Here is a 22,888-nt window from a genome sequence, read left to right as displayed (position 1 = left end):
TCAGGCCGCGACGGCGACCTGTGCCGCATCGGCGGTCGCGGCGCCCATGCTGAGCGCCACCGCCTCTGCGACCTTGATGCCGTCGACCGCGGCCGACAGGATGCCGCCGGCATAGCCCGCCCCCTCGCCCGCCGGGAAGAGGCCGCGGGTGTTCAGGCTCTGGAAGCGGGCGTCGCGGGTGAAGCGGACGGGGGACGAGGTGCGCGTCTCCACCCCGGTCATCACCACGTCCGGATGGTCGTAGCCGGGGATCTGGCGGCCGAAGACCGGCAACGCCTCCCGCATCGCGGCCACCGCATAGTCGGGCAGGCACAAGGCGAGATCGGTCGGGGTCACGCCGGGCTTGTACGAGGGAACGATGCTGCCGAGCGTGGTCGAGGGGCGGGCGGCCATGAAGTCGCCCAGCCGCTGCGCCGGCGCCTTGTAGCAGGAGCCGCCCGCGACGAAGGCGCGCTCCTCCCAATGCCGCTGGAGCGCGATGCCGGCGAGCGGATCGCCCGGAAAGTCGCGTGCCGGATCGATCGCGACGACGAAGCCGGAATTGGCGTTGCGCTCGTTGCGGGAATACTGGCTCATGCCGTTGGTCGCGACGCGCCCCTCCTCCGACGTGGCGGCGACCACGGTGCCGCCGGGGCACATGCAGAAGCTGTAGACGGTGCGCCCGTTCCTGCAGTGATGCGAGATGTGGTACTCGGCCGAGCCGAGCGCCGGGTGGCCGGCATTGGGGCCGAAGCGCGCCCGGTCGATCCATCCTTGCGGATGTTCGATGCGGACGCCGAGCGAGAAGGGCTTCGCCTCGACATGCACACCCGCCTCGTGCAGCATCGAGAAGGTGTCGCGCGCGCTGTGGCCGATCGCCATGACGACATGGGTGGCGGGCAGGTAGCCGCCGTCGTGCAGGTGAAGCCCGCGGATGCGCCGCTCGCCGGCGGAGTCGGTCGTGACGTCCAGCCCGTCGACGCGGGTGGAGAAGCGGTACTCGCCGCCCAGCTCCTCGATCGAGGCGCGCATGCTCTCGACCATGGTCACGAGGCGGAAGGTGCCGATATGGGGGTGCGCCTCGGTCAGGATCTCCGGCGGGGCACCGGCCTTGACGAACTCGGTCAGCACCTTGCGGTCGAGGAAGCGGTCGTCCTTGATCCGGCTGTAGAGCTTGCCATCGGAGAAGGTGCCGGCGCCGCCCTCGCCGAACTGGACGTTGCTTTCCGGGTTCAGGACGCTTTTGCGCCACAGTCCCCAGGTGTCCTTCGTCCGCTCGCGCACCACCTTGCCACGGTCGAGGATGATCGGGCGGTAGCCCATCTGCGCCAGGATCAGCCCGGCGAACAGGCCGCAGGGGCCGGCGCCGATCACGACCGGGCGGTCGCCGGTGTCGCCGGCGGCCTGCGCGACGAAGCGGTAGCGGGTGTCGGGCGTGCGCTGGACATGGCGGTCCTTGCGGAACCGGGCGAGCACCGCCGCCTCGTCGCGGACGTTCACGTCGACCGAATAGACCAGCTTGATGTCGGCCTTGTCGCGCGCGTCATGGGCGCGGCGGGCGACGACGTGGCGAACCAGCTCGCGCGGGGTGATACGCAGCCGGCGGCAGATCGCGGCGGGCAGCGCCTCGTCCGGGTGGTGGAGGGGCAGGGTCAGTTCGGTCAGGCGCAGCATCGCTCCCCCATGTAGCGGGTTGCGGGGCGGGGGCCAACCGGCGGGGTCGGACAACCCTCCCCCTGCAAGGGGGGAGGGTTGTCGCTTCACTGCACCTCGGTCGCGCGGGCGGGCTTCGCCTTGTCGGGAGTGGTGCCGTCGCCGGTGAAAGGCGACAGGCGGAACGCGACGCGGGTGGGCACCAGCTTCGTCCGGTATTTCATGTGCGGCTGGCCGACCAGGCTCCACCCCGTGTCGCCGCCGACGCCCCACTGGCCGGCATCGACCAGCAGCGACACCTGATCGTGCGGCACGATGTCGGTCGACTTCCACGTCCCCGGCGCGCGCCGGTAGAGATCGGCATAGGGGAAGGCCAGCGCCTGCATCATCATCGGCACCTCCGCCTCCACGCGCAGGCCGCGGCCGGCGCCGGCCAGCTCCATCCAGCGGACGTCGACCTTGTTGCCGGTATCCTGCGGCCGCATGTAATCGTGGTTCTGCTCGGCGACGGCCCCGCGCCACAGGCCGACGGGCGCGGACGTCTTGCGATCGACATAGCTTTCGTGCGGGCCGCGGCCGAACCACTCGACCGTCTTCATCGAAGCCGGCAAGGCGTAGTACAGCCCGACGCGGACCGGGGGCGGCAGATCGTCCTTCAGGGGGGTCAGTTCGCCCGCGACGGCGACCGATCCGTCGCCCGCCATGGTGTAGGTGGTGACGAAGCGGGCGGCGCCGGCGCCCAGTTCGTGATCGACCCGGACCTCCGCCGCGCCGCCGTCCAGCCGGCGGACGGTGACCGAGCGGACCTCGCGCGTCTCGCTCATCGCGTGCCACGGCGCCTGCGCGGCGACGGTGCCGGTCAGCGTGTCGTTGTCGGTTTCGGCGCGCCAGAAATTCGGTGCGCCGCCGGTGGCCAGCGTGGTGCCGCCGCGCGCATAGCCGTCGACCAGCCCGGTCTTGCGATCGATCGCCAGGGTCGCGTTGCCGGCCGACAGGCGGACCGCGTCGGCACCGTCGCGCACGGTGACGGCGCCGCGGCTCGCGAACGCCGGGCGCGGGGTGGACGAGAGGGGGAACTGCTCCCAGCCCACCATATAGCCGGCGGGGACCAGCGGCACGGCGGCGTCGCGCGCACGGGCGCGGACCGTGACCATATACTCGGCACCCGGCCGCTGCGCGGCGGCGGGCAGCGGCAGGGCGATCGTCTCCGCACTGCGCGCTGCGGTGGACAGCGCGGGCAGGGCGCCGCTCGCGATCGCCACGCCGTCCTCCTCCAGCGTCCAGTCGAACGCGAAGCCCGACAGGTCGCGGAAATCGTGGCGGTTGCGCACCGTCAACCGGCCGGTGGCGGGGTCGAACCCCTCGAACTGGACCGGCGCATAGACCTTCTGCACCTCGTACAGGTGCGGATTGGGCGTACGATCGGGCTGGTTCAGCCCGTCGCCGAACTCGATGTCGCCGCCGGGATTGGGGCCGTATTCGCCACCGTCGCCCCAGTAGCGGCGGCCGTCCTTCGTATAACGGTACATCGACTGGTCGACCCAGTCCCAGATGAAGCCGCCCTGCAACTTGTCGTAGCGGTAGATGGTGTCCCAGTAATCCTTGAAATTGCCGCCCGAATTACCCTGCATATGCGCGTATTCGCACTGGATCATCGGCTGGGTGCGGGTGGGATCGGTCGCCCAGTCGACCATCTTCTCGATATCGTCGTACATCGGGGCATAGGTGTCGACGAAGCTGTTGGGCTGGTGATCCCAGTCGAGCGTGCCCCAGCCCAGATACGAGATCAGCCGGTTCGGATCGCGGCGGCGGATCGCGGCGGCCGCCTTTTCGAAGTTCGGGCCGATGCCGGCCTCGTTCCCCAGCGACCAGAAGATGATCGAGGGATGGTTCTTGTCGCGTTCGACCATGTTGGTCACGCGGGTGACGTGCGCCTGTTCCCATGCCGGATCGAAGCCGATCTGGAACCTGGCGCGATCCTTTGGATGCTTGTTGGCGTAATCCATGTACGCGTGGCTCTCGATATTGGCCTCGTCCATCACGTAGAGGCCATATTCGTCGGCAAGGTCGTACCAGCGCGGATCGTTGGGGTAGTGCGAGGTGCGGACCGCGTTGATGTTGTTGCGCTTCATCAGCTCGATGTCGCGGCGCATCGATTCCTGCGAGATGACGTGGAAGGTTTCGGGATCATGTTCGTGGCGGTTCACGCCGCGGATCATGATCGGGCGGCCGTTGACCGTGACATGGCCGTCCCGCATCTCGACCGTGCGGAAGCCGATCTTCTGCGGGGTCGACTGGACGACGGTGCCCGCGGCATCGAGCAGCTCGACCAGCAGCAGGTAGCGGTTCGGCGTCTCCGCCGTCCACGGGCGGACGCCGGGAACGGGGGCGGCGAGGGTGACGGTGCGTTCCGCCTTGCCGGGGGCGACGCGCGCCTCTTTGGTCAGGACGGTGCGGTTGCCGTCGAGCAGGGTCAGCCGCGCGGTCATCGGCCGGGCCGACGGCGTGATCGCCAGATCGGCCGACAGGACGCCGTCGCGATACGCCTTGTCGAGCCCGGCATGGACATAGATGTCGCGCACCCGCGTCTTCGGCGCGGCCATCAGGAACACCTCGCGCTCGATGCCCGAGACGCGCCAGAAATCCTGATCCTCCAGATAGCTGCCGTCCGACCAGCGATGGATCTGGATCGACACGCTGTTGCGGCCGGGCTTCACGAAGCGGGTCACGTCGAATTCCGACGGCAGCTTCGAATCCTCCGAATAGCCGACTTCCTGCCCGTTCACCCACACGCGGTAGGACGAGCCGGCGGCACCGATGTGGAGGATCACGTCGTTGCCCGCCCAGTTCGCCGGCACATCGACATCGCGGCGGTACGATCCCGTCTCGTTGTCGCCGTGCGGCACCAGCGGGCGGTTGGCCGGGAAGGGATAGGTGATGTTGTTGTACTTGGGCTGGCCATATCCTTGCGCCTGCCACATCGCCGGCACGGGGATCGTCTTCCACCCCGACACGTCGTAGCCGGGGGCCCAGAAGCCGTTGGGCGCGCCGTCGACCGACTTGCTGAAGGCGAAGCGCCAGTCGCCGTTCAGGCTGAGGAAGCGGGCGGAGCGGTTGCGGTCGGCGGCCAGCGCGCGCTCCCGGCTCTCGAACGGGAAGGCGGTGGCGCGGGCGGGCATCTTGCCGCGGGCGAAGACGGCCGGGTTCTCCCAGTCGGGACGCGCCGGATCGACCTGTACCGGCTGGATACCGGGTGCGCCGTCCTGCGCCCAGGCGGATGCCGCCATCGTCGCGATCGCCAGTGCCGGCACCGCCGCGCCGACCCACATCCCCGAAAGCTTCACGCGCCCCTCCACCCAATTTATCATATAATTGCGATGCTAGGTTTTCCTACGCCGTTGGCAAGCCCGTTCTTGGGGCTGAATGCGGCTCCCGGGCGTGGGCTTCGCGCCGGGGAGCATGGCGGCCGGACAGCGGCGACCGGGTCGCGGTCGAAGGAACCGGTGCCGCGCTTCCTGCCCGATCGATCAGGCAGGAAGCGGGGTGGCCAAGTCAGTGATTGTCGCGCGGCAGGCCCATCGTCTGGGCGATGCGCTGATACTTTTCCGCGCCCTCAAGAATCGCGCCGGTGTTCATCTGGCCGACCACGGCACGCTGCATCTCCTGCCACGGGGTCTGCGAGGCGGGATAGGGGTAGCCGCCGGCCGCGACGAGGTCGGCACGGCGCTGATCCAGCTCCGCGTCCGGGATCAGCACGTCGGCGCTGCCCTTGTTCAGGTCGATCCGGACTCGGTCGCCGGTGCGCAGCAGGGCGAGCCCGCCCATCGCCGCGGCCTCCGGACTGGCGTTCAGGATCGAGGGCGATCCGCTGGTGCCCGACTGGCGACCGTCGCCGATGCACGGCAGGGCGTTCACGCCCTCGGTGATCAGATAGGCCGGCGGGCGCATGTTCACGACCTCGGCAGCACCGGGATAGCCGACCGGACCGGCACCGCGCATGAACAGCAGGGTTTCGGGGGTGATGCCGGTGGCAGGATCGTCGATGCGGTGGTGGTAATCCTCCGGCCCGTCGAAGACGACCGCCGGCCCCTCGAACGCGTCGGGATCGTCGGGGTTGGACAGGTAGCGGGCGCGGAACTCGGGCGAGATCACGCTGGTCTTCATCACCGCGGCATCGAACAGGTTGCCCGACAGGACGATGAAGCCCGCCTCCCCGACCAGCGGCTGGTCGTAGGGGCGGATGACCGCCTCGTCCTCGATCGCGACGCCGCGGCAATTGTCGCCCATCGTCTTGCCGTTGACGGTCATCGCGCCCTCGTGGATCAGGCCCTGGCCGATCAGCTGCGCGACGACCGCGGGCACGCCGCCGGCGCGGTAGTAATCCTCGCCCAGATACTCGCCCGCAGGCTGGAGATTGACGAGCAGCGGCACCTTGTGCCCCTCGGTTTCCCAATCCTTCAGCGGCAGGTCGACGCCGATGTGGCGCGCGATGGCGGACAGGTGGATCGGCGCGTTGGTGGATCCGCCGATCGCGGAATTGACCTTGATCGCGTTGTGGAACGCCTCCCTGGTCAGGATGTCCGACGGCTTCAGGTCCTCGGCCACCATCTCGACGATGCGCTTGCCGGTCAGGTACGCGACCTCCTGCCGATCGCGATAGGGGGCGGGGATCGCGGCGGAGCCGGGCAGCGACATGCCGAGCGCCTCGCACAGCGAGTTCATCGTCGTGGCGGTGCCCATCGTGTTGCAATAGCCGGTCGACGGCGCCGAGGAGGCGACGAGGCGGATGAATTCGGCATCGTCGATCTCGCCGGCGGCCAGCAGCTGGCGCGCCTTCCACACGATGGTGCCGGAACCGGTCCGCTCGCCCTTGTGCCAGCCGTTCAGCATCGGCCCGACCGACAGCGCGATCGAGGGCAGGTTGACCGTGGCGGCCGCCATCAGGCACGCCGGCGTCGTCTTGTCGCAACCGATCGTCAGCACGACGCCGTCCAGCGGATAGCCGTACATCGTCTCGACCAGCCCAAGATAGGCCAGGTTGCGGTCGAGCCCGGCGGTGGGGCGCTTGCCGGTTTCCTGGATCGGATGGACCGGGAATTCCAGCACGATGCCGCCCGCCTCGCGCACACCCTCGCGCACGCGGTCCGCCAGCACCAGGTGGTGGCGGTTGCATGGGCTGAGGTCCGAACCGGTCTGCGCCAGGCCGATGATCGGCTTGCCCGAGCGCAGTTCGTCCAGCGACAGGCCGAAGTTCAGGTAACGCTCCAGATAGAGCGCGGTCATGTCGATATTGGCGGGATTGTCGAACCACGCGCGGCTGCGCAGCTTGGGTGTCGAAGCGGTCACGTCGTGCTCCAGGGGTAAAGGGTCAGCGCGCCACCGAGACGCGGTAGATCATGCGATGGTGATAGGGCTTGCCCGGATCGACCCGGGCGGAGCCGAACGAGGGCTGGTTGGGCGTGTCGGGGAATTTCTGCGGCTCCAGCGCCAGGCCGTCGCCCATGCGATAGACGTGCTTCTGCTTGCCGACATAGGTGCCGTCGATGAAGTTGCCGGAATAGAATTGCACCCCCGGCTCGGTCGTCAGCACCTCCAGCACGCGGCCGGACGCCGGATCCTCGACCCGGGCGGCCAGCTGCGGCTCCTTCGTCGCGCCCTTGTCGAGCACGAAATTATGGTCGTAGCCGCGGCCGATCACGATCTGCGGATCGCGCCCGTCGCGCACGCTCTGCCCGATCGCGCGCGCGCTGGTGAAATCGAACACGGTGCCCGTCACCGGCGCCAGCGTGCCGGTGGGGATCAGCGCGGCGTTGACGGGGGTGTAGCGGGCGGCGGGGATGGTCAGCTTCTGCGCATAGATGCCGCCCGACGATCCTTCGCCGGCCAGATCGAACAGCGCGTGGTTGGTCAGGTTGACGATGGTCGGCGCATCCGTCTTCGCATCCATATCGATCGTCAGCGCGCCGGCATCGTCGAGCGCGTAGGTGACCGTCACGTCCAGCTTGCCGGGATAGCCCTGATCGCCCGACGGGCTGGACAGCACCATCGTGACACTGGCCTGCGCGCCGGATTTCACCGCGGTGATCCGCCACACCGCCTTGTCGAAGCCCTTCGCCCCGCCGTGCAGCGAGTTGGTCTTGTCGTTGAGGGGCAGCTGGTACGTCCTGCCGTCGATCGCGAACTTGCCGCCGGCGATGCGGTTGGCATAGCGGCCGACCGTCTGCCCCCAGAAGTTCGGATTGGTGACGTAGCTGGCGGCATCGTCGTAGCCGAGCGTGATGTCCGCCACCTTGCCGGCGCGATCGGGGGCGTTCAGCGACTGGAGCGTGGCGCCCAGCGTCATGATCCGCGCGCTGACGCCGTTGGTGCCGGTCAGCGTCACCGCCTCGATCGCGGTCCCGTCGGGCAGCGTGCCGAACGCCCCCCGCTGCGCGGTGGCGGCGACTGCGTGCGCCGACCAGCCTGCGCCTGCGATCGCCGCAACCGTGCCGAGCAACGCCATCGATTTCGTCATCATGCCCCTCCAGTCGGCCAGGCTATCGGGAATTCCGCATTGACCGATCCTTGGGGCGCAATATAGTCGGACATATTCCACGGGTGCAAGACGCTCCGGACGCCGTTCCACGGCGCGGCGTCGAAAAAAGGGGAGAGGATCATGGCGGCTCCAGTCGCTTCGCCGGGCGTGACGGCAACCGCGGCGCCGGGCGGCGGCTATACCCGCGCGCTGACGCTGCTGGCGTCGCTGTTCTTCATGTGGGGGTTCATCACCGTCATCAACAACACGCTGCTGCCGCATCTGCGCAGCGTGTTCGACCTGAACTACACGCAGACGACGCTGATCGAGAGCGTGTGGTTCATCGCCTATTTCTTCGCCTCGATCCCGTCGGCCAAGCTGATCGAGCGGATCGGATACCAGAAGTCGCTGGTCACCGGCCTGCTGATCATGGCGGCGGGCGCGGTAGGTATGGTGCTCGCCGCCAGCCTGCCATCGTACGGCGTCACGCTGGTCATGCTGTTCGTCATCGCCAGCGGGATCACGCTCCTGCAGGTGGCGGCCAACCCCTATGTCGCGGTGATCGGCCCGCCGGAGACCGCCTCGTCGCGGCTGAATCTGGTGCAGGCGATGAATTCGGCCGGTACGATGCTGGCGCCGCTGTTCGGCGCGTACCTGATCCTGGGGCGCTCGAAGGGGGGAACGTCGGAGACGGGCACCGTCCTGACGCAGGCGGAGCGGCTGGCCGACGCGCAGTCGGTGATCCTGCCCTATGTGCTGGTCGCGATCGTGCTGGTCGTGCTGGCGGTGGTGATCGCGCGCTTCCCGCTGCCGGCGATGGGAACGGCGACGAGCCGCGCGGCAAAGGAGGACCGCAAGAACCATTCGCTGTGGAAGCACCGCAACCTGGTGTTCGGCATCCCGGCGATCTTCATCTACCTGATCGCCGAGATCGGGGTCGCCAACCTGTTCGTGAACTTCGTCAGCCAGCCCCAGATCGCCAACGTCACCGCCGAGCAGGCGGGCCGCTACCTGACGTTCCTGTGGGGCGGCATGATGGTCGGCCGGTTCGCCGGTTCCGCGATCATGCAGAAGATCCCGGCCGAGACGGTGCTGGCGGTCTTCTCGATCGGGGCGTTCGTCGTGATGCTGATCACCGTGTTCACCACCGGACCGGTGGCGATGTGGGCGCTGATTTCGGTGGGGCTGTTCCACTCGATCATGTTCCCGACGATCTTCACGCTGGGGATCAAGGGACTGGGGCCGCTGACCGAAGAGGGTTCGGGCCTGTTGATCATGGCGATCGCCGGCGGTGCGCTGGTGGTGGTGCAGGGATGGCTGGCCGACCGCTACGGCTTGCAGACGTCGTTCCTGCTGACCGCGGCGTGCGAGCTGTACATCCTGTTCTACGCGCTGTGGGGTGCGAAGGTGACGGACCCGCTGCCGGATCCGGTGGCGGCGGAATAGGCCGGGGGTGATCCCGAGGGCGCGCCGATCCGTTGCGCGCCACCGGGCTTCCCCGCGCGGGCGGGGATCCGGTGCTTCTCGACGGGGCTCTGATCAAGTGCACTGGGCTCCCGCCTTCGCGGGAGAGCGGTGAGAGGCGAGCGGCCTGTGTGCCGGATCGCTCGGCAGTCGGGGCGAGCTTTCGGCAATGTCTGGACTATGATCCACTGGCTTGGAACCACTCCCTACCGCCTCCCCGGCGAAGGCCGGGGTCCAGTTGGAAGGCGGTGGCGAGGCATGTTGTGCGTCGTCTCGTTGGCCATCCCGACTGGACCCCGGCCTTCGCCGGGGTGGGGGGATCCGGACTTCACGGGGGGTGAGGGCTCCGGCCTTTATCAAGGGTAAGGGCTCTGGCGTGGATGGATCACGCTCCGGAGAGCGGGCCGCCGGCGTAGCCTACTGCTCCCCGATTACCCCCGCCTGCGACTACTGCCCGAATACGCCCTTGCGGTAGAGGAGGGTGATCGCGACCCGGCGGTTGCGGGGGTCGGCGGGGTTGGCGGCGATCATCGGCTCGCGGTCGGCGACGCCCTCGATCCGTTCGAACCGGCTTTCCGGGATGCCGCCCAGCGACAGGCGGCGGCGGGTCGCCTCGGCGCGGCCGGTGGCGAGCATCCAGTTGTTCATCGCGCGCGGATCGCCGTAGGGCAGGGCGTCGGTGTGGCCGCGGATCATGATCGGGTTCTGCGTCGTGCGGATCGATCCGGCGATCATCCCGATCAGTTCCGCCGCGCGCTGATCCAGCATCGTCGTGCCGAGCGCGAACATCGAATAGTCGGCATCGTCGACCAGATCGATGCGCAGCCCCGCATCGGTGGGGATGAAGCGGACGTGCTTGCCCAGCTTCGCCAGATCCGACGACGCCTTGATCCGCTCCATGATCTGCTCGCGCAGGCGGGCGAAGTTCTTCGCGTCCTCGGCGCGGGAGGCGGGGGTGGAGCGGAGCGATCCCTTCTGCCCCATGCCGACCTCCGGCCCGCCCTGGACCTGCTTGGTCGGCATGCCCATCGACGCGATCACTGCGGCCGCGGCCTTCGGCCCGGTCTTGTTGTTCGACATGATCGATTCGCCGCCCAGCGGGCCCGAGCCGCCGATGCCCAGCTTCTTCGAATCCATCAGCGTCGGCGCGAAATAGTCGGCCAGGCCCTTGCGCTGCTTCTCGGTCGTCGCGCCGAGCAGCCACAGGAGGAGGAAGAACGCCATCATCGCGGTCACGAAATCGGCATAGGCGACCTTCCACGCGCCGCCGTGATGGCCGCCGTGACCCTCGATATAGATCTTCTTGACGATCACCTTGGGAGGAACGTTGCTCCCGTGCGGTGCAGCCTTGGCCATGGCCTATCTGCCCCCCATCGATCCGAGACGGGCGATCATCACTTCCCCCGCAACCCGTCGAACACCTCGGCGAAGCCGGGCTGGTTCTTGTGGTCGATGCCGCTGCGCGCCGCCTCGATGACCAGCGGCTGCGGATGGCCGTGGAGCGAGGCGATGATGATCTGCTTCACCACGTCGTAGATCGCGGCATCGGCGTCGATCACCTGCTTCAGCCGGCCGGCGAGCGGCGACACGACGCCGTACGCCAGCAACACGCCCATGAACGTGCCGACCAGCGCCGAGCCGATCATGCCGCCCAGCACCGACGGCGGCTTGTCGATCGAGCCCATCGTCTTCACGATGCCGAGCACGGCGGCGACGATGCCGAGCGCGGGCAGCGAATCGGCCAGGCTGGTGAGCGTGGTGTGCGGCCCCTCCACCTCGTGGTGGTGGGTCTTGATCGAATGGTCCATCACCTCCTCCACCGCGTGCACGTCAAGCGTGCCCGACGATACCACCACCAGGCGCAGCGTATCGGCGATCAGGTTGATGAGGGTGTGGTCCTTCAGCAGCTTGGGATATTCGGCGAACACCGCCGAGGACTGCGGATCCTCGACATGCGGCTCCAGCGCGATCGGCCCTTCCATGCGGAGCATCTTCATCAGCTTCGACACGAGGAAGATGACGTCCAGATAGTCCTGCTTCTTGTACTTGGGGCCCTTGAACACCTTGCCCAGGCCGCCGCCCATCGCCTTCAGCTCCTTGCCGGAGTTGCCGATGATGAGCGCACCCGCGGCGGCGCCGCCGATGATGAGCATCTCGTGCGGGATGGCGTGCATGACGGGGCCGAGCGCGCCGCCGGTGAAGGCGAAGCCGCCGAACACCATGACGAGAAGGACGACGATGCCGATCGCAGGAAACATGTAGAGGCAATCCCGGGCTCAACGTGCCGGTGGACCCGGCGTGATGATGCCGTGATTAACTGCATTTCCTCGCCAACCCGTTACCAAGCGGGCGAAGATGACGGGAAAGTTATGGTCGGGGACGACGCGTGGCGGATCGGCCCGGCCGCGTTCGCCGCGCCGGCGAAGGCAGCGGCCTTTTCGGGACGCGACGCGGCAGATCCCGGCCTGCGCCGGGACGATGGCCCTCTATCGCGGGGGCGTCAGCGGATATAGTCGAACAGCGACAGCTGGGCGAGCTTGGAGAAGCTGGCCTGCGTCGCCGACAGCGCGGTCATCATCTGCTGAAGCTCGACGATCGCCTGCGTGATGTCGGTGTCCTCCAGCTGCGACCGGAGCGCCGCACGATCGGTGTCGGCGGTCTGGATCAGCCCCTGCTGCAACTCGACCCGCGCGCCGCGCGCGCCCACCGATGCCTGCACGTCGCTGAGCTGGTCGAGCCCCGACTGGATGGTGTCGAGCGAGTCGGACGCTGTGTCCTGCGCGCCCGTGCCGTTCGCCTGCAGCGCGGTCGCCAGCGCGCCGAGCGTCGCCAGCACGTCGGTGCCGTCGGGCAGCTTGAACAGGCTCGCCGCGCTCTCGGTCGCCCTGACCGTCTGGCCCTGGGCGATCGGCACCTCGGTCACGTCGGTGGCGGCGTAGGTGTAGCCGCCATTGCCATCGGCGGTGACCGCCTTCTGCCCGCCGACCGTGCCGAACAGCGGCTCGCCGCGGATGTTGCTGACATTGGCGAGGCCGACGATCGAATCGAGCACCGATTGCAGCTCGACGCCCAGGATCTTGCGGTCGGCGGGCGACTGGGTGCCGGTCGCGGCGCTGGTGGCGAGTTCCTTGGCGCGGGTCAGCTGGGTGTTGATCTGCTTGATGACACCATCCGACTGGCTGAGCAGCGAACCGGCGATCTTGAGATTGTCGGCGAACACCGCCGAATCGGCATCCTTGCGCGCGATCTCCGCCAGCTGCTGCGACACGCCCGGCGCGTCGGAGGGCGTCTGGATCTTCTTGCCGGTCGCGATCTCCGTCTGGAGCGTCTGCGCGCGCGCGTTCATCGCGCCGAGCCGCTTGGCGGTATCGTTGAAGAAGGCGGTGGTGGACACCTGCATGGCGGTTACCTGATCTCGAGGATCGACTGGAAGGTATCGCGCGCCACCTGGATGACACGGCTGGACGCCTGATAGGCCTGCTGGAAGCGCATGAGGTCGATCGCCTCGCTGTCGATGTTGACGCCCGTCTTCGACGTCAGCGCGGTCGCGGCGCCGTTGCGGATGGCGGTCTGCGCGTCGGCGATCACGCTCTTCTGCTTGTAGGCGGTGGCATTCTCGTTGACGAGCGCGGTCAGCTTCGACTCGAATCCGCCATCCAGGCGCGCCGTCTCGAACCGGGTCAGGTTCGCGCCGTTGCGCACGAACGCGGTCGAGGTCGTGTCGACGTTCTTGTCGGCGGCGGCGACGAACTTGCCGTCGGTCAGTACAACGGTGATGTCGGTCGGATCGGCGGTCGGCTGGTCGAAGAGGTCGGTGCCCAGATTGCCGGCGAGATCGCGCCCCTCCGCCTGCGCGGCGTTGATTTTGGTCACGAAGTCGTTCGCCAGGTCGTTCACCGACGACCGCGCCCCGGCGATCCGTTCCGCCCCCTCGACGATACCGGCCAGAGCGCCGCCGTTCGGCTCGATCACCGGCGGCGTCGCGCTGCCGTCGTTGATGGTCAGCGCGACATTGGCGCCGGTGCGCGCATAGCTGACGGTGCTGGCGACGTTGCGCGCCACCAGCGGCGTTCCGTTGACGCCGCCGACGGAGACCGTGGCACGGCCCAGCGGATCCAGCGTCACGCCGAGATCGGTGATCGCGCTCATCTGTTCCAGGATCGAGTCGCGCTGGTCGGCGAGCTGCGCCGCCGCGGCGGTGCCGGGCGTGGTGCGGCCCAGCCCGTCGTTGACGCGGACGAGCGAGTTGCTGAGCGAATTGAGCGTGGAGACGGCCTGCCGACCGGCGGTGTCGAGGTCGGCCTCCATCTGGTTGAACGCCTGGCCGGTCGCCTTGAACGCGATCGCGGCGGATTGCGCGGCGCTGACGACGCCGGTGCGCAGCGCGGTCGAGTTCGGCTCGGCCGCCAGCGCGGTCGCGGAGGTGAAGAAGCCGGTGACGCGCGAGGTGAGCTGGTTGCCGGTCAGCGACTGCTCGATCCGCTCCAGCCAGGTCGCGCTCGCCTCGGTCCGGGCCAGATCGGCGCCGGCGCTGCGGACCGCGGCGCTGGCATAGGCGTCGGTCGCGCGACCGATGCCGGACAGGATGACGCCGTTGCCGGCGTTCGGCCGCTCGGCCGCGCCGATCCCCGCCGACACCTCGTTCATCGTCGTCGTGCGGCGCGTGTAGCCGGGCGTCCCGACATTGGCGATATTCTCGCCAACGACGTTCAGCGCCGTCTGGTATGCGCGTACGCCCGAAGCGCCGATCGAGAGGAGATCGCTCATGACCGGCCGTTATCCGGAGGGCGGGTTAAGATCTGATTGAGACTTCGACAGAAACGCCGTCATCGCCTTGCCGATGCCCAGCGGCGTGTGCTCGGCCATCGCGGCGATCGTCTTCTGGTCCTGCATGTCGCGGAAGGTGTCGAGCGCCTTGCTGTCGAACAGCGGATCGGACAGCTGGGCCTGGCGCATCGATTTCAGCATCATGCCGGTGAACACCGCCTCGAACTGCTGACCGGCCTTTTCCAGATTCTCCCTGGACTTGAGCCGGCTCGAGTCGGTCGAGATGCCGGTGGCGGCGGTCAGGCCGGCGGTGGCGGGCGAGGCGCCGGCGATGGGGGCAGGGCCGGTCACAGGACCACCAGCTCCGCCTTCAGCGCACCGGCTTCCTTCAGCGCTTCCAGGATGGCGACGAGGTCGGCCGGGCTGGCCCCGATCGCGTTCACCGCCTTCACCACATCGGCCAGCTTCGGGCCGGGGCTGAGCAGGAACATCGGCTTCTTCTCTTCCTGCACCGAGATGTTCGACCGGTCCTCGACCGCGGTCTGGCCGCCGGAGAAGGGCGCGGGCTGGCTGATCCGCTGGTTCTCGTCGATCCGCACGGTCAGCTTGCCATGGGTGACCGCGGCGGTGCCGACGCGGACCGCGGACGAGATGACGACGGTGCCGGTGCGGGCGTTGACGATGACGCGGGCAGGCGGCTCGGCGGAGGTGACGTCGAGATTCTCGATCGTCGACATCAGCGTGGCGCGGACATCGGCCCCCACCGGCGCACGCACCGCGACCGACACGGCGTCGATCGCCTGCGCGGTGCCGGCGCCCAGCCGCTGGTTGATCGCCCCGGCGACGTTCTGCGCAGTGGTGAAATCGGCGCGCTGGAGGTTGAAGGTCAGGACGGGGGCGTTCTCGAAGCCCGTGGCGACGGTCCGCTCGACCGTCGCGCCCTCGGGAATACGGCCGGTGGAGGGGATGTTGACGACGATCTTCGATCCGTCCGCACCCTCCGCGCCCAGGCCGCCGACCGCCAGATTGCCCTGCGCCATCGCGTAGATCTGGCCGTCCGCGCCCAGCAGCGGCGTCAGGATCAGCGATCCGCCGCGCAGCGACTTGGCCTTGCCCATCGAGGCGACGGTGATGTCCAGCTTCTGCCCCGGCTTGGCGAAGGGCGGCAGCTCGGCGGTGATAAGCACCACCGCGGCGTTCTTCAGCCCCGGGTTCATCCCCGGCGGCAGCTGCAGCCCGAAACGCGAGGTCGCGGCCTTCACGCTCTGGACGGTGTATTCCAGATTGTCGTCACCGGTGCCGGGCAGGCCGACGACGATGCCGTAACCGGTCAGCTGGTTGGTACGGATGCCCTGGAACCCGCCCAGGTCCTTGATCCGGTCGGCATGGGCGGGGCTCGCCATGCAGAGCAGGTCGAAGAAGGCGAGGAAGAGGCGCAGATAGCGGTACATGCGGGCGTGCCTCAGAAAGGGCTGACGGAGGAGAAGAAGCGGCCCAGCCAGCCCTGGCGGCTGGCCCGGGCGACATCGCCCTTGCCGGTATAGGCGATCTGCGCATCGGCGACCCGGGTGGAGGGGACGCGGTTGTTCAGGTCGACATCGGCGCTGCGGACGATGCCCTTGATCCGGACGAACTCGTCGCCGCGGTTCAGCGTCACCCGCTTCTGCCCCTGCACCAGCATGGTGCCGTTGGGGTAGACGGCGGCGACGGTGACCGACACCTCGCCCGACAGGCTGTTGGCCTGGTCGGTCGATCCCTTGCCGTCGAAGTTGCGGTTGCCGCTGGCGGTCGCCTCGGCCTTGTCGAACAGCTTCAGGGGACCCATCGACGGCGGCGTGATGCTGAGCCCGCCCGACGAGTCGAGCTTCGAGCTGGCTGACTTCGACGCGGCGGTCCGCTCGACCAGCACGATCGTCAGCGGATCGCCGACCTTGCGCGCGCGCCAGCCCTCGTACAGCGCGGCATAGCCGTCGCTGACCTGGAAGATCGATCCCGACGGCGCGGCGACGGGCGCCGCCGCGGGCAGGGCGCGTGCGGCCGAGTAATCCTCGGGCGGGCGCTTCTTGCCGAACAGGCCGGCATGCGCCTCTGCGGGGATGACGGTGGTCAGCGCGGCGAGCGCGGTGAGGGCGGCGACGGCGGCGTGGCTGATCCGGGTGGGGCGCGTCATGACAGGTTCTGGTTCACGTACTTGAGCATGTCGTCGGTGGCGGAGATCATCTTGGAATTGACCTCGTACGCGCGCTGGGTCTCGATCATGTCGACCAGCTCCTCGACGACGTTGACGTTGGAGGCCTCCAGCGTGCCCTGACGGATCGCGGCGCGGCCATCGACATTGGCGGCGCCCAGATTGGCGGCGCCGCTCGCGGCGGTTTCCAGCAGGTAGTTGTCGCCCTTCGACTGGAGCCCGGCGCCGTTGGCGAAGCTGGCGACCTGGATCTGGCCCAGCTGCGTCGCCTCCGCCTGACCCGGCACAACCGCCGACACCGTGCCGTCGAGGCCGATGGTGATCGAGGTGGTGTTTTCGGGGATCGTGATGCCGGGCATCACCTGATACCCCTCTGAGGTGACCAGCAGCCCCTCCGCCGATTTCGAGAAGTTGCCGGCACGGGTGTAGCCCAGCTGGCCGCCGGGCAGCTGCACCTGGAAATATCCGTCGCCGTCGAGCATCAGGTCCAGCGCGTTGCCGGTCTGCTGCGCCGACCCTTGCGTGTCGATCCGGGCGGTGCCCTGCACGCGGACGCCGGTGCCGAGGTTCAGGCCGGTGGCATAGCGCGTCTCGCTGGTCGACGACGCGCCGGGCGCGGTCACGACCTGGTACGACAGCGTCTCGAACGCCGCGCGGTCGCGCTTGAACCCGGTGGTGTTCACGTTGGCGAGATTGTTCGAGATGACGCGCATGCGCATGTCCTGGGCGTCGAGCCCGGTGCGCGCGATATGCATGGCGGCAGTGGTCATCGGTTAATCCTCAGCTCGGCAGGCGCATCAGGGATGCGCCGCCTTCGTCCATGTCCTTGGCGGTTTTCATGAGGTTCGCCGTCACCTCGTAGCTGCGCTGGTTCTCGATCATGTCGACCAGCGCCTGCGTCATGTTGACGTTCGATCCCTCCAGCGCGCCGCCGGTGACGGTCGCGTCGAGATCCTCGGGCAGGGTGCCGCCGCCCTTCACGCGCAACAAATTGTCGAGGCCCTTCAGCGTCGTCGACCCCTTGGTCGAGGCGAGCTTCAGCTTGTCGACCACCTGCGTCTGGGTGGCGTCGCCGCCGACGGGCACGATCGAGATCGAGCCATCGGCCGCGATCGTGATCGAGGTGGCGGGCGGCAGCGTGATCGGCCCGGACGAGCCCATCACGATATGGCCATCACCGGTCTGGAGCACGCCCGACGGCGCGATCTCCAGGTCGCCGCGGCGGGTATACGCCTCGGTTCCGTCGGCGGCCTGCACGGCCAGCCATGCATCGCCGTTCATCGCCACGTCCAGCGGCCGGCCGGTCTGCTGGATCGCACCGGGCGCGCGGTCGGCGTCGGTGATCTCCTCGGAGGTGGGCGAGCGCGCCTCGATGGTGCGCCCGCCGCCCTTCAGCTCGATCCGGTCGAACACGACGCGGTCCGCGCGGAAGCCGGTGGTGGACGCGTTCGCCATGTTGTTGGCGATCGCGGCCTGCGACGCCATGTGCGCCTTCAGCCCCGTGGCCGCCGTGTAGACGAGCTTGTCCACCCCTTACGCTCCCGTTTTCGCTTACGAGCGGATGTTGAAGATGGTCTGCGAGACCTGGCTGGCGGTATCCAGCGCCTTGGCGTTCGCCTGGAAGTTGCGCTGCGCCGCGATCAGGTTGACCAGCTCCTCGGTGATGTCGACGTTCGATCCCTCGATCGTGCCCGACATCAGCGAGCCGAAGCCGTCGGCCGATGCCGCACCCAGCGTCGCCGAACCCGACACGCCGGTTGCCGTCCAGTAGCTGTTGCCGATCTGGCGCAGGCCGGTGGGGGTCGAGAACTTGGCGAGTGCGACCTTGCCCAGCGGCACGATGTCGCCGTTGGAGAAGCTCGCCTTGATCAGGCCGCCGTCGGTGACGGTGACGCCCGACAGCTGGCCGACCGCGACGCCGTCCTGCGTCTTGTTGTTGACCGCGAAGGCCGACGACAGCTGGGTCGAGCCCGCCAGGTTCAGCTTCAGCGTCTGCGACGCGGCGCCGGAGGTGGGGACGAAGGCGTCGAAGGTCAGCGGCTGCGGCGGATTGGCGGTCATCGCGCCGGTGCCGTCGAACTGCAGGGTGACCTTGTTCGCGCCGCCCACCTTCATCTGCTGATCGCCGACATAGGTGTACACGTCCCACGTGCCGGTCGTCGCCGGGACGACCGGCGGCCCCGGCTGGGCCGCGGTCGCGCCGCCGGTGCGGACGTAGTAGTTGGTCATCGTCATCGGATTGCCCGCGGAATCGTAGATCCGGGTCGCGACCGAGTTGGTGAAGGTGGTCGTATCCTCGCGTTTGAAGACGTTGGTGTTGGGCTTCACGGTCGAGGTCGACGACAGCTGGACGCCGGTGGTGACGTTCTTCGTCGCCTCGGGCGTGCCGCTGGTCTGCTGGATCTGCAGGTTGGTCAGGCCGTCGTTGCCGGTCGCGGTGACGTTGCCGTCATTGTCGACCGGATAGACCATCAGGTAGCTGCCCTGCGCATCGACGACGTTGCGGTTCGAATCGACCGAGAAGCTGCCGTTGCGGGTGTAGGTGACCGAGTCGCTGACGCCCGTCGACTTCATCACGAAGAAGCCCTCGCCGACCAGCGCCAGGTCGAGCGCGTTCGACGTCGTCTGGAGGTTGCCCTCCTTGAACTGCTGGGTGTTGCCCTTCACGACCACGCCGGAGCCGACCATCTTGCGCGGATCGGTCGCGACGCTCGACGCGATGACGTCGGCAAATTCGGTGCGGCTCTTCTTGAAGCCGGTGGTCGCGACGTTGGCCAGGTTGTGGCTGATCGTCGACATGTCGGTCTGCGAGGCCTGGAGGCCGGAGAGCGAGGTGTAGAAGGACATGGCTTAGCTCCTGCGGGATAGTTTGTTACGAGACGCCGCGGACGGCAGAGGTCTTGACGGTGCCGATGCCGGTCACCTTCAGCGTGGGTTCGCCGCCGGCCGGCAGCGACGCGGATTCGACGGGCGCCCACACCAGCGTGCGGGCGGTGACGATCTTCGACAGGTTCGCGGCGTCGACCGACACCTTGTAGGGGCCGCCCTCGACCTTGTTGCCGGCGCCGTCCTTGCCGTCCCAGTCGAAGGTGGCGGTGCCGGCGTCCTGCTTGCCGAGCTGGATCGTCTTGACGACGCTGCCATTCTCGTCCGCGATCGAGATCGAGACGTCGGTGGCCGCGGTGTCGAGCTCCACCGCGCCGGCGATGCCGCCCGCGGTGCGCTCGTACGCGGTCGACCCGGCGGTCAGGATCGCCTTGCCGACATAGCCCATCGCGTCGGACGCGCTGGCGGCGTTCAGCTTGCCGGCGATCGTGTTCAGCGTCGCGTTCATCTGGCTGATGCCCGCGGTGCTGGAGAACTGCGCCATCTGGGCGACCATCTGGGTGTTGTCGACCGGCGAGAACGGGTCCTGGTTCTTCATCTGCGCCGTCATCAGCGCGAGGAAGTCGGACTGGTCGAGCGTCGTCTTAGTGCCGGTGGTCGACACCTTCGCGGTGCTCGCGCCCGACCGGGCGATGCCGAGATTGGCGAGCGTGCTGTCGAACGAGGTGCTTGCGGTAGCCATGATCAGCGTCCCAGCTTGAGGGTGTCGATGATGAGCGACTTGGCGGTCTGCATCACCTCGACGTTGTTCTGGTAGCCGCGGGCGGTCTCCATCATGTCGACCAGCTCGCGCGTCTCGTCGACCGCGGCCTCCCAGATGTTGCCGTCCTTGTCGGCCATCGGATTCTCGGGATCGTAGCGCTTGGTCGGGTCCGACCCGGCGGTGACGACCTTCTCGACATCGACGGTGGCGAGGCCCGATGCGGCGTCGAAGCTGGTGCGGAACACCGGCTTCATCGTCTTGTACGCGGTCTCCTGCGAGCTCGCGATGTCGCCGGCATTGGCCAGGTTCGACGCGGTCGTGTTCATCCGGACCAGCTGTGCCGACATGGCGCGGCCGGCGACCTGGAAAATGGTGAGGGGACTGGATGCCATCTTACTCGCCCTTCAGCGCGCGGGTGATCTGGCCGATGCGCCCGTTCAGGAACGACAGGGTCGTCTGATACTGGACGGCGTTCTCGGCGAAGGCGGTCTGCTCGGCCGACAGCTCGACGGTGTTGCCGTCCATCGAGGTCTGGAGCGGCACCCGGTACTTCAGCGATCCGTCCAGGCTGCCGGCGCCGCCGCTGTTCTCCGCGGTGGCGAGCGCCGACCGGAAGTCGATGTCGCGCGCCTTGAAGCCGGGGGTGGACGCGTTGGCGATATTCGACGCCAGCACGCCCATGCGCTGGGCGCGCACCTCGAGTGCGGCCCCGTGTACCCCGAAAAGCGTGTCTCCTGCCATGACGGCCTCCTGCACCCTGTGTGCACCGGGACATAAGCAACCGGCGTGCCAGTTTCGGCGGGGAGGGTGGGGAGATAGCGGAAAAGCCCCTGTTGCCGGGGTGCGGCAGGGCGAGCGGCAAGATGTTGCCGGGTGGCCGGCAAAGGTTGCCGGGATGCGGCAGCGGCCATCACTGCCGTCGTCCCGGGCCTCGAGTCGGGGCCCCGCTATCTCGGCGCGCGTATGAAGCCCATAAAAAGCGGGATCCCGGCTCAAGGACGGGATGACGGAAAAGCACGCCGGGCGAAGGTTGGCCCATGCCTTGCATATACGCGAGCATGCAGCTGATGACGCTCTTCGACCCCGTTGCCCTCGCCATCGTCGGTGGCGGTACGGTGCTGGTCACGATCCTGCGGACCCCCGCCCGCGACCTGATCGGCGGGGTGGTGGCGCTCCGCGTCCTCGGCCGTGCGCGCTTCGATGCGGAGCGGCTGCTGCGCCAGGTCGCGGCGTTGACCCGGATCGCCAGGCGTCACGGCGTCTTCCAGCTCGACCGTGCGGTGATCGCCGACCGCGACGTTGCCGCGGCGATCGCCATGATCGTCGATGGCGCCGAGCCGGAGGAGGTCGAGGCGCTGGTCCGCGACCGTCGCCGCGCCCGGATCGACCGCCATGTCGCCGCGGCCGAGATGTGGGCCGCCGCTGCCGAGACCGCGCCCGCCATGGGCATGGTCGGCACGCTGGTCGGCCTGGCACGGATGTTCGCCGACATGGAGGACACGAGCAAGATCGGTGCGGGCATGGCCGTGGCGCTGATGGCGACGCTGTACGGCGCGCTGCTCGCCAACCTGATCTTCGCGCCGATCGCCGCCCGCCTGCGCGCGGCGGGCCGGATCGAGGCATCGGAACGCGCCCGGCTCGATGCGCCGCTCGCCGCGCTCGCCACGCTACAGGCGCCGCGCGCCGCCGCACTGCAGAGCGTCGCATGACCGCCGACTGGCCCGAGCCGGTGCAGAGCCGGCCGCTATGGCTGGTGACGCTGGCCGATCTGGCGCTGCTGATGGTCGGCTTCTTCGTGCTGATCCAGGCGAGCCGGGTCGAGCCGACGTCGCTCGCCCGCTCGCTGCGCAGCGGCTTTACCGAGCTGAAGCCCGTCGAGACGCCGATGCCGGTTGCCGCCAACCGGCTGGACGGATTCGCCAGCGGCTCGGCGGCACTGCCCGGCGGGTCGGCGGCGATCGTCGACTGGGCGCGCGAGGAGCTGCGCGATCCGCGCGTCCAGCTGACCGTCACCGGCAGCGCGGATGCCGCGACCGGCGATGTCGATCCCGCCACGGGATCTGCCGCGATCCTCGCGGCCGATCGTGCGCGCGCCGTCGCCGTCGATCTCGCGGCGCTGGCGCCGGCGCGCATCGCGGTCGCCACCGCCACCGGCCCCCGCGCCGTCACCATCACGCTCGCCTTTGCCGGCGAGCCCGTCAGGACCCCGCAATGACCCCGCTTCTCCTCCTCGCCGCCGCAGCGGCCACGCCCTCGTTCCAGGACATCGGCGCACTCGACCGCGCGGTCGCCGCCTTCACCGGCAAGCCGGCCGGCGCGGAGGGTGGCCCGCGCGGCGGCATCGACGCGCGGCTGAAGCTGAAGACCTGTCCGATGGTCGCGCTGTCATGGCGGACCGAGGCGCACGACGCGGTCGTCGTGGCATGCAGCGGCCCCGACTGGCGGCTGTTCGTCCCGGTGATCCGCCCGGCCAACGCCCCTGCGCCGACCGCCGCCGTGCCCATGCGCGCACTGCCGGTAGCGAAGGCGGAACCGGTGATCCGCCGCGGCGACCCGGTGACGATCGAGGCGGGCACCAGCGGCTTCTCGATCACGCGCGAGGGGATCGCCGCCGGCGATGCCGCGCCCGGCGCGCGCTTCGCGGTCCGGGTCGAGGGGGCGACCGCGCCCGTGCAGGCGGTGGCGATTTCCAGCGGCCGGGCGGCGCTGCCGGGCTGGGAATAAAAAAACACTA

General features: G+C 68.7%; 21 protein-coding genes. 4 read left to right on the top strand and 17 right to left on the bottom strand.

Annotated elements, in window-relative coordinates; genetic code table 11:
* The 4 genes from ABC319_RS08860 to ABC319_RS08845 all read right to left on the bottom strand — a co-directional run bounded on the left by ABC319_RS08860 (nt 1) and on the right by ABC319_RS08845 (nt 8,146).
* On the bottom strand, nt 1–1,653 hold the full coding sequence (locus ABC319_RS08860) for an NAD(P)/FAD-dependent oxidoreductase (RefSeq protein WP_413069868.1): 1,653 nt from the start codon (nt 1,651–1,653) through the stop codon (nt 1–3).
* An 86-nt stretch (nt 1,654–1,739) separates the two neighbouring features.
* Nucleotides 1,740–4,961: a glycoside hydrolase family 2 TIM barrel-domain containing protein gene (locus ABC319_RS08855; RefSeq protein ID WP_413071662.1), complete on the bottom strand. Its 3,222-nt coding sequence runs from the start codon at nt 4,959–4,961 to the stop codon at nt 1,740–1,742.
* 223 nt (nt 4,962–5,184) lie between these two features.
* Nucleotides 5,185–6,978, bottom strand: coding sequence for an IlvD/Edd family dehydratase (locus tag ABC319_RS08850; RefSeq protein ID WP_413069867.1), 1,794 nt, complete (start codon nt 6,976–6,978; stop codon nt 5,185–5,187).
* Nucleotides 6,979–7,000: 22 nt separating this feature from the next.
* Nucleotides 7,001–8,146, bottom strand: a complete 1,146-nt coding sequence (locus ABC319_RS08845; RefSeq protein WP_413071661.1) for an aldose epimerase family protein — start codon at nt 8,144–8,146, stop codon at nt 7,001–7,003.
* Nucleotides 8,147–8,287: 141 nt separating this feature from the next.
* On the opposite strand from ABC319_RS08845, the gene ABC319_RS08840 reads away from it, so the two are divergent.
* Entirely contained in the window at nt 8,288–9,592 is a 1,305-nt protein-coding gene (locus tag ABC319_RS08840) for a sugar MFS transporter (RefSeq protein WP_413069866.1), read from the top strand.
* 465 nt (nt 9,593–10,057) lie between these two features.
* Here ABC319_RS08840 and ABC319_RS08835 read toward each other — a convergent pair whose 3' ends face one another.
* The 13 genes from ABC319_RS08835 to flgB form a co-directional block, all read right to left on the bottom strand.
* Nucleotides 10,058–10,966, bottom strand: coding sequence for a flagellar motor protein MotB (locus tag ABC319_RS08835; RefSeq protein ID WP_413069865.1), 909 nt, complete (start codon nt 10,964–10,966; stop codon nt 10,058–10,060).
* A gap of 38 nt (nt 10,967–11,004) precedes the next feature.
* Nucleotides 11,005–11,868, bottom strand: coding sequence for a flagellar motor stator protein MotA (gene motA / locus ABC319_RS08830; RefSeq protein WP_413069864.1), 864 nt, complete (start codon nt 11,866–11,868; stop codon nt 11,005–11,007).
* Between the two features lie 242 nt (nt 11,869–12,110).
* Nucleotides 12,111–13,010, bottom strand: coding sequence for a flagellin N-terminal helical domain-containing protein (locus ABC319_RS08825; protein ID WP_413069863.1), 900 nt, complete (start codon nt 13,008–13,010; stop codon nt 12,111–12,113).
* Nucleotides 13,011–13,015: 5 nt separating this feature from the next.
* A complete protein-coding gene (flgK, locus tag ABC319_RS08820) occupies nt 13,016–14,377 on the bottom strand; it encodes a flagellar hook-associated protein FlgK (protein ID WP_413069862.1) in 1,362 nt (453 codons plus the stop codon).
* A 9-nt stretch (nt 14,378–14,386) separates the two neighbouring features.
* Nucleotides 14,387–14,728 carry a rod-binding protein gene (locus ABC319_RS08815; RefSeq protein WP_413069861.1) on the bottom strand — a complete coding sequence of 114 codons (342 nt, stop codon included), beginning with the start codon at nt 14,726–14,728 and terminating at the stop codon, nt 14,387–14,389.
* Complete coding sequence (locus ABC319_RS08810; protein WP_413069860.1) at nt 14,725–15,828, bottom strand: flagellar basal body P-ring protein FlgI; 1,104 nt, start codon at nt 15,826–15,828, stop codon at nt 14,725–14,727. The genes ABC319_RS08815 and ABC319_RS08810 overlap by 4 nt, the downstream gene beginning before the upstream one ends.
* 11 nt (nt 15,829–15,839) lie before the next feature.
* A complete protein-coding gene (locus tag ABC319_RS08805; RefSeq protein ID WP_413069859.1) occupies nt 15,840–16,547 on the bottom strand; it encodes a flagellar basal body L-ring protein FlgH in 708 nt (235 codons plus the stop codon).
* Nucleotides 16,544–17,335, bottom strand: coding sequence for a flagellar basal-body rod protein FlgG (gene flgG / locus ABC319_RS08800; protein WP_413069858.1), 792 nt, complete (start codon nt 17,333–17,335; stop codon nt 16,544–16,546). The genes ABC319_RS08805 and flgG overlap by 4 nt, the downstream gene beginning before the upstream one ends.
* 10 nt (nt 17,336–17,345) lie before the next feature.
* Nucleotides 17,346–18,095: a flagellar basal body rod protein FlgF gene (locus ABC319_RS08795; protein WP_413069857.1), complete on the bottom strand. Its 750-nt coding sequence runs from the start codon at nt 18,093–18,095 to the stop codon at nt 17,346–17,348.
* Nucleotides 18,096–18,116: 21 nt separating this feature from the next.
* The gene (locus tag ABC319_RS08790; protein WP_413069856.1) at nt 18,117–19,412 is read right to left on the bottom strand and encodes a flagellar hook protein FlgE; all 1,296 of its coding nucleotides are present in this window, start codon (nt 19,410–19,412) and stop codon (nt 18,117–18,119) included.
* 25 nt (nt 19,413–19,437) lie between these two features.
* Nucleotides 19,438–20,133 (bottom strand): flagellar hook assembly protein FlgD, encoded by a 696-nt coding sequence (locus ABC319_RS08785; protein WP_413069855.1) that lies wholly within the window; start codon nt 20,131–20,133, stop codon nt 19,438–19,440.
* Nucleotides 20,134–20,135: 2 nt separating this feature from the next.
* Entirely contained in the window at nt 20,136–20,546 is a 411-nt protein-coding gene (gene flgC / locus ABC319_RS08780) for a flagellar basal body rod protein FlgC (RefSeq protein WP_413069854.1), read from the bottom strand.
* A gap of 1 nt (nt 20,547) precedes the next feature.
* Nucleotides 20,548–20,895 carry a flagellar basal body rod protein FlgB gene (gene flgB / locus ABC319_RS08775; RefSeq protein ID WP_413069853.1) on the bottom strand — a complete coding sequence of 116 codons (348 nt, stop codon included), beginning with the start codon at nt 20,893–20,895 and terminating at the stop codon, nt 20,548–20,550.
* Between the two features lie 326 nt (nt 20,896–21,221).
* On the opposite strand from flgB, the gene ABC319_RS08770 reads away from it, so the two are divergent.
* The 3 genes from ABC319_RS08770 to ABC319_RS08760 are packed head-to-tail and all read left to right on the top strand — an operon-like array spanning nt 21,222 to nt 22,878.
* Nucleotides 21,222–21,863: a motility protein A gene (locus tag ABC319_RS08770; protein ID WP_413069852.1), complete on the top strand. Its 642-nt coding sequence runs from the start codon at nt 21,222–21,224 to the stop codon at nt 21,861–21,863.
* A complete protein-coding gene (locus ABC319_RS08765; RefSeq protein WP_413069851.1) occupies nt 21,860–22,369 on the top strand; it encodes a flagellar motor protein MotB in 510 nt (169 codons plus the stop codon). Before ABC319_RS08770 ends, ABC319_RS08765 begins: the two co-directional genes overlap by 4 nt.
* Nucleotides 22,366–22,878 (top strand): flagella basal body P-ring formation protein FlgA, encoded by a 513-nt coding sequence (locus ABC319_RS08760; protein WP_413069850.1) that lies wholly within the window; start codon nt 22,366–22,368, stop codon nt 22,876–22,878. The genes ABC319_RS08765 and ABC319_RS08760 overlap by 4 nt, the downstream gene beginning before the upstream one ends.
* Nucleotides 22,879–22,888 lie beyond the last annotated feature (10 nt).

This window comes from Sphingomonas phoenicis, assembly GCF_047238005.1.
GTDB lineage: Bacteria > Pseudomonadota > Alphaproteobacteria > Sphingomonadales > Sphingomonadaceae > Sphingomonas.
The sequence above is the reverse complement of the archived record's forward strand: the minus strand, read 5'-3'. Positions and strand labels throughout refer to the sequence as shown.